Annotated in this window: 7 protein-coding genes; 1 reads left to right on the forward strand and 6 read right to left on the reverse strand. The window is 40.1% G+C overall.

The window, feature by feature from the left end:
- Nucleotides 1-81 precede the first annotated feature (81 nt).
- On the forward strand, nt 82-975 hold the full coding sequence (locus J4856_RS11660) for a DUF559 domain-containing protein (RefSeq protein ID WP_072904660.1): 894 nt from the start codon (nt 82-84) through the stop codon (nt 973-975).
- Nucleotides 976-1,245: 270 nt separating this feature from the next.
- On the opposite strand, the gene J4856_RS11665 is transcribed toward J4856_RS11660, so the two are convergent.
- From J4856_RS11665 to J4856_RS11690, 6 genes are all read right to left on the reverse strand, one after another.
- A complete protein-coding gene (locus J4856_RS11665; protein WP_025839649.1) occupies nt 1,246-2,103 on the reverse strand; it encodes an enoyl-ACP reductase FabI in 858 nt (285 codons plus the stop codon).
- 461 nt (nt 2,104-2,564) lie between these two features.
- Nucleotides 2,565-3,185, reverse strand: coding sequence for a DUF2238 domain-containing protein (locus J4856_RS11670; RefSeq protein WP_025839648.1), 621 nt, complete (start codon nt 3,183-3,185; stop codon nt 2,565-2,567).
- Nucleotides 3,186-3,384: 199 nt separating this feature from the next.
- A complete protein-coding gene (locus tag J4856_RS11675) occupies nt 3,385-4,542 on the reverse strand; it encodes a purple acid phosphatase family protein (protein WP_065367695.1) in 1,158 nt (385 codons plus the stop codon).
- A gap of 437 nt (nt 4,543-4,979) precedes the next feature.
- Nucleotides 4,980-7,244, reverse strand: coding sequence for a beta-glucosidase BglX (gene bglX, locus J4856_RS11680; protein WP_065367694.1), 2,265 nt, complete (start codon nt 7,242-7,244; stop codon nt 4,980-4,982).
- 18 nt (nt 7,245-7,262) lie between these two features.
- Nucleotides 7,263-9,770, reverse strand: a complete 2,508-nt coding sequence (locus tag J4856_RS11685) for a glycoside hydrolase family 2 TIM barrel-domain containing protein (protein WP_025839646.1) — start codon at nt 9,768-9,770, stop codon at nt 7,263-7,265.
- A 257-nt stretch (nt 9,771-10,027) separates the two neighbouring features.
- The gene (locus J4856_RS11690; protein ID WP_025839645.1) at nt 10,028-12,001 is read right to left on the reverse strand and encodes a glycoside hydrolase family 16 protein; all 1,974 of its coding nucleotides are present in this window, start codon (nt 11,999-12,001) and stop codon (nt 10,028-10,030) included.
- Nucleotides 12,002-12,053 lie beyond the last annotated feature (52 nt).

A 12,053-nucleotide genomic window follows, 5' to 3' on the forward strand; every position in this document is an offset into this window, starting at 1 on the left:
AAAGGTCATAGTAGCCCTTTTTGAAGAGATGGGAGGGAAACTAATTGGACAAGGGGGATAAAAGTGAGACTTGCTTAGACTATGTATATCTACGAAACGGCTGATGAGATAGAGTATGAACTGCTGAAAGCAAATGCTATCAAGAACAGACAGTATGCTACACAAGCAGAAAACCTACTTTGGTTATACCTAAAAGGAAAACAAAGTGGATATAAGTTTCGTAGACAACATATCATCAAACAATACATTGCCGACTTCATCAACCTTAAGTATAAACTTATTGTTGAAATTGATGGTAAGTATCATTTTAATGATGAACAGATTATAAAGGATGAGGAACGGACTCGTGACCTTGAGCAATGGGGTTATACAGTCATCCGATTCACTAATGAAGAAATATTCAACCATCGGGAAGAAGTTATCAAGAAGATTAAAGAAACCATAATGGCAATAGACTCACATAACACGAATCAAGCTATTGGTGCTCAACCAAATACACAGACGACTTCTCAAACAAACACTCAGTCAGCTATCCAACCACAGCAGATTGGGGCTTCCCCCCTTTCGGGGGGACCGAGGGGGGCTTGGGCTGTTGACGCCGCTTGCTCTGGCAATCCTGGACCTATGGAGTATCAATGTGTTGACCTACAAACAGGTGCGAGAGTATTCCATTTTGGTCCAGTAATGGGAACAAACAATATTGGTGAGTTCCTCGCTATTGTTCATGCTTTGGCACTGATGGAGAAGCAAGGTATCAAGGATAAGGTTATTTATAGCGACTCTTATAATGCTATCTTATGGGTAAACAAAAAGCGTTGTAAGACTACTTTTGTCCGCAATGCAGAAACTGAAGAACTCCATCAAATCATTGCTCGTGCAGAACATTGGCTCCAAACGCATAAGGTTACAACACCTATTATAAAGTGGGAAACAAAGCAGTGGGGTGAGATTCCTGCCGACTTTGGTAGGAAGTAAAGCCCCACCCCGACCCTCCCCGAAAGGGGAGGGAGACAAATAGAGGATGGATAGGATAAAGAGATTATCTTTATCATGATAGTTTTCTACTACTATCTAATATAAACCCTCTTTATGATTACGACGAGGAAGGTCTAAGGAAAATAATAAAAAACTCCAGTAAGTTTTCACTTACTGGAGTTTTTTCTATTGTTCTTCTCAAAACTACTTTCCAAACCATAGGCGAATTTGCCTCCCTCCCCCTTCGGGGAGGGTCGGGGTGGGGCTTTCTTATCCGTAGATAATCTTACCGTTCTCGTCCTTATACTCATCGAGCCCCTTCTCGTATGTAGCCATAGCGCGGAGGCTCATACCTACATTTGAGAAACCACCATCGTGGTAGAGGTTCTGCATTGTCACCTTACGAGTGAGGTCAGAGAACATTACGATACAATAGTCAGCACACTCATCAGCACTTGCGTTACCCAATGGAGACATACGATCAGCAAAGTCGAAGAGCTTATCCATACCCTTCACACCTGAACCAGCAGTTGTCATTGTAGGCGACTGAGAGATTGTATTGATACGTACATGCTTCTCACGACCATAAATATAACCGAAGCTACGACCAATACTCTCCAATAAAGCCTTAGCATCAGCCATATCATTGTAACCGTAGAAGGTACGCTGAGCAGCTACGTAAGAGAGTGCAAGGATTGAACCATACTCATTGATAGCATCAAGTTTCTTAGCACTCTGAATCATCTTGTGGAATGATACCGCAGAGATATCCAATGTAGTGTCAAGCATCTTGTAGTCCAAGTCATCATATGTACGATGCTTACGCACGTTTGGAGACATACCAATAGAGTGTAGAACGAAGTCGATCTTACCACCCAAAACCTCCATTGAGCGCTTGAATACGTTCTCCAAGTCCTCAACGTTTGTTGCGTCAGCAGGAATAACCTCGCAGTTTAACTTCTCAGACAGTGCATTTACTGTACCCATTCTTACTGCGATTGGAGTATTTGACAAAGTGATCATTGCACCTTCCTCAACTGCTCTTTCAGCCACTTTCCATGCAATTGACATCTCGTTGAGGGCTCCAAAAATAATACCTCTTTTACCTTTTAATAAGTTGTAACTCATAATCTTCGTTATTCAAATTTAGGTGTAAAGGTAAGCAAAAAAGGTTGATTTGCCAAGAAAACACACATAAATTACATCTAAATGCTATCCATAAATGACAATTTGCACCTTTTCACATTCCCTCACAAGCCGAACTAAGCAAAATACATCACCCTCATTTCAAACCATCCTAAGCCTATTTTCAACTTCTCAGAACTATCAATATTCAAAAGACTTTCCCCTTCTTTCACCATCAGAATTATCCTTTCTCAAATTATTTTCATGAAAAAAAATATTTTTCTTCATGAACATAAATATTTCTTTTCATGAAAATAAATTCTTCTTGTCGTGAAAATAATTCCGAAGTGATAATTATCTGTAGTTACACAGCAATGCTTTCTAATTAATTCAAGGCGTAAAATCTATTTTTATTTTATGCCCATAAGCCTATTCAGCGACGTAACCTTTCATCTCTGTTTGTCCTATTTACCCCTTCTAACAAGGCTACGAACAGCATATACAAGGAACATTCCAGTAGAGCCAAACAGTGCCAAAGCCATATCCTTCTGCGCATCCCACATGTCACCTTGCTGACCATTGTAATAATCAGCCTCCTCTGCGGTCATGACTATCGTCAGTAACCATTCAAATAGCTCGTAAATCAAACTACCCGTTTGAATCATCATCCATGCCATCACAACAGCAACAAACGACTGATGTTTTACCCATTTCCGACAAAGATAGACGAAGTAAGGGAACAACAATGCCCCAAAAGAAAAGTGTACTAACCGATCATAATGATTACGTGGGTCATGGAAGAAACCTTTTTCAACCAAACCTAACGATACAGCCCACTCCTTATAAGGAACGTAAGAATAAATGTAACGTGCTCCAATAACATGAAGCAGCGTAAAACCAACAATACCAATAAACGCCGACATTGGAAGTTGTTTCCTAAAGACATCCATCGTCAGCGGTATCAGCAACAGCACAGTACCGATATGCTGCAGCGTCTGCTCATTCGGATAGATTGGATGAATACAAGTTATAACCGTCACAATCACTACCAACAGAACAAGCATCAGTTTCGTTTTATCTATCATTTTGCAATTTTATTCTATACAATATCTGAAGGACAAAGATAAGTCTTTTTTTTATAGATTTGGTAATATCCAATTATTATTTACCAAAAGACGACACTCGATTTTGATATCTGAATAAAAAAATGGATTACAAAATGATAATAAAATATTATCAAATCTGTAATCCACATAAAACCTATATTTAACCTAAAAGAAGAATCTATTTCATTAGGAACGTGAAATGCTTCTTATCCTTACCATTAAGTCCCACATAATCCACCTCCATCTTGCCGTTTGCAATACGACATAACAAATAGGTGTTATTACTATTAACCAAGTTAGGGAAGTTTATTATCTCATTTGGTTTCTGATAGCCAAAGGCATGAAGATGACCGGAAAGCATAACAGACACATTCATCTTATTAAGTTCTGGTGTCAATGTTTCCTGCATGTGATATGGACCATGCCAGTTCTCAAGTGTTGGTGGCATGTGCGAAAACACAACCAATGGGTATTTACCCACTTTCTTCTCCTCTCGAAGTTGACGCAACCAACGAGCCTGCTCAACACGATATTGATCATAATCTACAATGCCACTATATTCTATATCCTCATCAGGCTTATCCTCTCCAGAGTCTATGAACAAGAAATCAACACCTGCTACATGTTGTAGACGATAGTATTTACCTGAATTAGTCGGGAAATAACGATAGAGATAATCAGCAAACTGACCACGGAGTTCATGATTTCCACGATTGAAGAATAAAGGAGTATGAGTAGCAAACATGCTCACACAAGTATCCAAATAAGCCTCCATCATGTGTTGCTGACTTCTCAAACGATTTGACATATCGCCATTAAGCAGCACAAAATCAAGTTTTTTGAAGTCGATATTCTTACATAAATCCTTCATAAACTTGGCACGTTCATGAATATCATTTAGTACTAAGAATGTTATTTCACGTGATTGTGCAGGGAAGGTTGTAAACTCATGAGGTTTTCCACGCCATACATCAGTACAAGCTGTCTTACCAAATGTCACCCAATCATCATAACGCCACTCAGCAACTTCCTGTGTGAAAACGCGGTAACGATATTTTGTATTAGGCTTTAAACCTTCAATATGAACGCGGTGAACACTATCGGTGAGCACCTTACGCCCCTCAAGAATATCATAATAACGAGGACGAGCCTTACCATAGAAATGGTCAGGGCCATCTGGTGCTATCTCAACCCACGCCTTTCCAGGCTTGTCTGTCACCCAAACAATTGTAACACTTGTACTATCCATGTCGCAAATCCAAGGGCCATGAGTTACCTCAATGCCCTTGGCACTAAATGAAAGCAGCAACAATAAACCTAACAATAAATGTTTCATCTACTTTTACTTAAAATCATTAATCGTTTTTCCTAAAAAAGAATCTATAAATAATACGCAAGACAGCATACAAAGTACTATATTTTATACAACTTTTTTGATATAAAAAGGTCACTGCACAATCAGCCACAACTATTATACTGGCTTTTCCTCACAAACAAATAGAACTTTATATACCATCATTTCGTATTAAAGCTGTCCAATATAAGTCCGTCCTAACGCAAAGTTTAATCTCCTTTGGAGACATCCTGCATTATGCTTAACCCTCCGCACCATTGGTGTTAACCACAAACACCAATGGTGCTGGGCAACAACACAACTATAGAAGATGATATGTGAGTCTCTTGAATATCATTATAACCCATCATACTATAAGCCACCAAAGATGAACCTATACATAAGAACCTTACCGAACAATTCCTTTACGCTTCTTTTATTTACTTATCTCCTTTCCAAATAGCTTCTTTCTTCTGCAAATCCTCACTGCTACTTCCCACCATAATCTCAAAGATTCCTGGCTCAACTACATATTGCATCTCATTATTCCAGAAACCTAAGTCACGAGCATTGAGAGTGAAGTCTACGCGCACAGTCTCACCCTTTGGTATGAAAACCTTTTTAAAGCCTTTCAACTCCTTCACTGGACGAACCATAGAAGCATGCTTATCTGCTACATAAAGTTGTACGATTTCCTCGCCATCATAACCACCAGTGTTGGTAACATCAACCGAAATCTGTAGTGTACCATCAACATTAAACTCGTTTGCACATTGTATCTCACCATAAGAGAACTTCGTATAACTCAAGCCATAACCGAAAGGATAGAGGTTTCTGTTAGGAACATCAATATGACGAACCGTTGAACTATGAGGCATATCACCCGGTCTTCCTGAACGCTTATAATTATAATAATTTGGAATCTGTCCCTCAGAGAGAGGGAAAGAGGTTGTCAACTTACCTGCAGGAACAGCATCACCGAAGAGAATATCAGCTACTGCATTACCGCATTGTGTACCAGGGAACCAAGCTTCAAGCAAAGCATCTGCCTGCTTATCAACCTTTTCCAAACAGAGAGGACGACCATTCATCAACACAACAACAAGCGGCTTACCAGCCTTTTGTAGTGTGTCAAGGAGTGCTTCTTGCTGACCTGGCAAGCGAAGGACTGCTCTACTGCGTGATTCTCCACTCATCAAAGCCTTTTCACCAACAACAGCTATCACGACATCACTTTGCTTTGCTGCTTCAAAGGCTTTCGAAAACTCCTGCGTTGAAGGGTCTAAGAAGTCGCAACCTTGTACGTAATTGATAGCTACAGCACTACCCAACTTATTCTTAATACCCTCTAATACTGTCACAACATCTTTGTCTTCACCACGTGCCTTCCACGATCCCATCACCTCAGAACGATTATTAACCAAAGGACCGATGAGAGCAATGCGGTTTGTATGCTTAGAAAGAGGAAGTGTACTTTGACTGTTTTTCAACAAAACCATTGACGATGCAGCAACTTTTCGAGCCAAAGTCATAGCACTATTAGAACGAACTTCAGTACGTTCGCGCTTAGAATCAAAGAAACGATAGGGATCTTCAAAAAGGCCTAAGGCATATTTCGCACGCAGAATACGCTCAACTGATGCGTCAATAGCCTTTATATCGACACGCCCCTCACGTAAGGCTTTTTCCAAACAACGATTATATAAACCGTCTGTCATATTCATGTCTACACCAGCATTAAAAGCCAAAAGGGAAGCTTCTTCATCCGTTGCAGCTACACCATGGTCTTTCAACTCTTGTACAGCATTCCAATCGCTTACTACAAAACCTTGGAATTTCCATTGATTGCGCAGTAGATTGGTCATCAACCAACGATTACCAGTTGCAGGAACACCATTAAGACTATTAAAAGCTGACATAAAAGTCTTCACACCTGCATCAACACAAGCCTTGAATGGAGGCAGGTAAACCTCAGCCAAAGTAGACATTGAAATATCTACTGGTGCATAATCACGTCCTGCTTGTGGAGCACCATAGGCTACAAAATGCTTGGCACAAGCATAAACTGAGTTAGGTTTACCAAGATTCCATTGGAAACCACGCACACGTGCTTCAGCTATCTTACAAGCCAGATAAGTATCTTCACCAGCACCTTCTACGATTCTACCCCATCGCGGGTCACGTGCAATGTCAACCATTGGGGCAAATGTCCAATGAATACCTGATGCAGAAGCCTCTATAGCTGCAGCTTTGGAAGTCTCATACATAAAATCTAAATCCCACGTACATGATTCTGCCAAAGGCGTTGGAAATATCGTTTTATAACCATGAATAACATCGAAAGCAAAGAGAATTGGTATCTTCAAACGTGATAACTGCATATTCTTCTCCTGCAACTTTCGCAGATTATCAACCCCTCCGACATTGAGTATTGACCCCACCATGCCACGAATAAAGAGCGAATCAGAAAGAGCTCCACTCTGAGGACCTGTCAAAAGCGTTCCTCCTACATATTGAGACAATTGCCCTATCTTCTCTGTAAGCGTCATCTTCTGCATAAGTTCATGCACAAACTTTGTCTCACTATCTCCCACCTTAACTTCTTTTTTCTCTCGTTTCTGAGGAAGTTGAGAATTTACATTATGTGCATTACCTACACAGAAACAGCCAATTGCACAAGCAATAGCTACAATAGTTCGTTTCATATAATTGCAGTTGTTATATTATTCAGACTTAATATTTATTGTTTGTGGAGCTAAATCAACTCCCTTAGCAGTGAGTTGAATATTAGAAGGCTTCTTTCCTGCCTGTACTACAACCAAACACTTGCCAAAGAAAGCACAACGTTCATTAGCTTGGAAACGCTCTAATGAGAACGGACTTCCATTGTCTACACCTGCTATCTTCGCATCTCCTGATAATGAAAAATGGATATTATTCTCTGCCCATGGACAAAGGTTACCATCCTTATCAACAACCTCTACCGATACAAACGATAAGCTTCTACCATTCGCTTTTAGCACCTGACGATTTGGAGTCAAACGAATGTGATGAGGAGTACCTGCTGTCTTCCGTGCCTGTTCACCAACAACCTTACCATTCTTTCTTGCTACAACGCATGCTTCACCAGGTTCAAAGGTTACACGCCAAGCCACATGATATTCATGATCATTGCGCTTCTGGCGTACCCCCTGCGACTTTCCATTAATGAATAACTCAACTTCATCAGCTTGATTATAATAACACCAGAGGTCGATTGTCTGTCCTTCTATCCAATTCCAATGTGGGAAAAGATGCAAAACAGGTTTGTCGGTCCACTCACTCTGATACATATAGTAGCAGTCCTTAGGGAAACCTGCTAAGTCGATTATTCCAAAATAGCTACTACGAGCAGGGAAATTGAAAGGCGTAGGTTCACCGATATAATCAAAGCCTGTCCATATAAACTGTCCTGCACAATATGGAGTATGCTTCACAACATCCCATGTTTGCTCATGTGTAGAACCCCAATAAGCGCAAGAATTGTCATAAGAAGAACAAAGGAAAGTAGGATCTGTGAACGGTCGTTTCTTGCCCGGCATGCGGAAAAGAGAATCACTTGGCATCTTATAATAGCCACGTGTTTGCAAAGCAGAAACCGTTTCGGTCATCAGGAAAGGCTTACCAGGGAAATTCTGTGGTACATCTTTCACCTTTTTCTGATGATAGTTAAAGCCTATCACATCTAAGGCTCCGCTCTTAAATAAGTTGTTATTAGGCGATACTTCATTACATCCAGCTGTAATCATTCGGGTCGGGTCATAACGACGAACTATAGCAGCCAAAGCCTGGGTAAGCTTTGAATTAAGATTGAGGGTATCACCCTGTGAGAGAGCAGACTTATCCCTTGTATTATTCAATAGGATATTAACATCCTCCAATGCCATTCCTGAGTTATTTACCTTATTCCATTGCTCCAAGACCTCGTTACCAATACTCCAAAGAATAATCGAAGGATGATTGCGATCACGCAGCACCATATCTCTCAGATCACGCTCAAACCATGACTTGAAATACAATGAATAGTCATAAGGGGTCTTTCCTTGTAACCAACTATCAAAGGACTCATCAACAACCAACACACCCAAACTATCACAGAGATTCAGTAACTCTGGAGCTGGAGGATTGTGTGAGCATCTTATCGCATTAACACCCATCTCCATCATCATTTTAACCTGACGATGAAGAGCATCTTCGTTAATCGCTGCACCTAAACAACCCAAGTCACCATGCAGACAAACACCATTAATCTTGATATTCTCACCATTCAAGAAGAATCCCTTTTGAACATCAAACTTTACAGTACGAAGACCTAACTTGAAAGTGTCACAATCGATGACACGATCATTCTCAAGAACTTCTGTTGTAACAGTGTAGAGATAAGGAGAAGAAAGCGACCACAACTTAGGTTTCTGCACACGCATTTGCTGACTAACCATTGTAGCTGAAGCCACAACATTAAGAGCCTTAGAACTTTGAGCAACAACTTCATGATTCTTATTCCAAACCTTTTGACGTACTATCAAACGACGATTACGACCACTAAGATTCTCTATCTGCGTATTAAGCATTACATTTCCAACACCTTTCTTCACTTCTGTGATAGCTTGTACACCCCATTGGGCTACGCGAACATCCGTTGATTTCATAAGATAGACATGGCGATAAATACCACATCCCGTATACCAACGACTGTTAGGTTGATGGGAGTTATCAACCTTCACTGCAATAACATTATCTCCCTGCTTATTAAGATAAGGTGTAAGGTCAAAGCTAAAACTAATAAATCCATAAGGTCGAGTACCCACAAGCTGACTGTTTACATAAACAGAAGTGTTCATATATGCACCATCGAAATGAAGCGCATAACGTGAACTTGCATCCTTATCTTGTAAGACTAAGTGTTTTCTATACCATCCCTTACCACCAGGAAGGGCTCCTCCATTAGCCCCCGATGGGTGTAGAGCATGGAAGTCTTCTTCTATAGCCCAATCATGTGGGAGGTCTAATAACCGCCAAGCACTATCATCGAATACTGATTGCTGAGGACTATCATCTTGACAAATGGCAAACCGCCAACCATCATCCCATAAGTTACGTTCAAAAGCATGTCCTTCTAAACGATATAAACACAGTAGTAATAGCAGAACAAAACTGCTACGACGCACGAGAGAGAAGGTGGATTTTCTCATATTTTATTAAGTACATTTTTTATATTCTGCTATTGTGTAAAAACTTCTCTTAAAGGGAAACATTAGTATCTTATTATGTACATAATGACATTAACGGTCCTTTCATACAATTTCCTACCTATGTATTGATGCTTAGCACCAATGGTGTTGACGCCCAGCACCAATGGTGCGGAGCCTTACACGCATTGCAATTTGTCACCAAGAAAAAAGCACTTTACTTATAGCAATTATATTTATAGAATGTTTATTTTCACAAGTTATTTAATGATTACCTTACGTCCATCAACAATATAGACCCCACGTGTAAGCGTGTTTGCCCCCCACCGTTCGGCTACCTTAATCCCGTCAAGGGTATAAACAGCACCATCATGCTGAGCTGTGGTTATTATATTGTTCACAGCCGTACTGGCATTATTAATCAGACGAACACTACGCAAGTAATATCCATTACCTGTCACAGCTAAACCGTTATTCTTCAGTTCCTGTGCAGCAGCAGCATTAATCGTAAACACATAGGCCATCTCATCAGCACCCTCTGTCAGCTTGATAATATTACCGTATGGTTTATCAGATGAAAGAGCTGGTCTGTCACGCTGTCCCTCCTCTGGATTCTTGTTTTGACGTAAGAAAACCTTTGCATCTGGCTTAACATCTCTTACAATGACTTCTAACTGGTACTTATCTTCTACATCCTTAAATTGCTCTTTAGGGATGAGTGTTTCACCCCAACTAATTTGCTTAAAACCAAGCCATTTTGCAATATCTTTAGAAGAACGGCAAACGGAGAATAGTCGAAGATTCTCACCCTTCAACATACAACCCTCGCTTTTTAGCTTATTGCAAAGTTCCTCTGTATTGACAACAAAAGTCACCTGTGCATCGAGTTGAGCAAGTTCAGGTCTTACTGCAATAATATTTTCACCTTTTTTATCATAGATATCAAGCTTTATTTTACCAGATTCACGATGTTCTGATGCACTCAGCGTATCAATATCCATCACCAGCTGGTCGCCTACTTTCAGATTAGTAAAGCGTTCTGCAGGAATTACTAACTCAACCGTTTTGGTCTTCCAATCCCAACTAACAGGTGTAGAGCCAAGCCACAATGGTTGATTAGCACGTTTATATATACGCATCCAATCAACATTCATCTCATAATTATGAGGAACTTTATTAGGGTCACCACCATACTTAGGATCCATGTGTGGATAAAGAATACCACCACCATCCTCATCAGGCGTACCACCAATTCCACCATTTATAGCTACATCCCAAACGCTATCAATGTCTGCGGTATATTTTTTCTTTAGAAATTCATTGTATTTATAAATAGAAGTTCCGTCAATAACATAATCTTTTGTAGAGAATACCGACCGTACTCTTCCATCTAATAAGAAACTTATAGCAATATGTTTAGACGAATCACCCGGTACAGGGTCCATTTGTACACCGTACACATGAAAATCAGCAGCAGGATCAAAAGAGATTTCTCTTACACGCTCAGAGAAAGGATTATAGTTATATTTGTTTGTGAGCGTGAGCTTTTTATCTTTGTCTTGAAACCAACCCAATCCATGCACAGACTGATGAAGCGTTCTCTTACCCTTGAATTTATAAGTATGCTGTTCCCAATTATTCCATTTATCAGCATTGTCATCATTCACAAAGAACTCTAAAAGGTCTACCTCAAAAGTACTTGCACCTAAGCGATGACGAAGCCATAATGCCATCCAAGTTCCAATTTCATAAGGTACCTTTGCCTTTATTTCGATGCGAGAATAAAGTGGGTAATACCGCTTAACATCCCTACTGGACAAGAAGCCTGACCACCATCCTAAGTTTGTACCATTGTGATTAGGCTTTAGTGGATAACGAGGAATAACTCCATAATCCACATAAGGATCTGGAACTTCTGGTTTACTGATTCCCGTATTAATTGGGTCACGTGTAGCTCGAATAGTTAGAATACCATCCTTTACCGTAACCATTTGCTCACGATAAGTCTGTGCCATACCCTGTCCAGGGTTATTACCATAGGCATCATTGGCATAGTTTCGTTTAGGGTCACCATATAGTCCCCATATCTTTTTGTTTACAGAAGTACCATTAAACTCATCACCAGGCAAATTCTTCCACCCTGGTAAAGTAGGAACCTCAGATACTTCCGACTGCGCTCTTACGTTGATTACACCCATACTTAGGACGCAAATCATTGAAATAAGAATCCTCATAAGCTTGTTTTATTTTATTTGAAAAGTTTCTTTTTACTTTTATTTTAAGCAA

It is taken from the genome of Prevotella scopos JCM 17725, assembly GCF_018127785.1.
GTDB classification, from domain to species: Bacteria; Bacteroidota; Bacteroidia; order Bacteroidales; family Bacteroidaceae; genus Prevotella; species Prevotella scopos.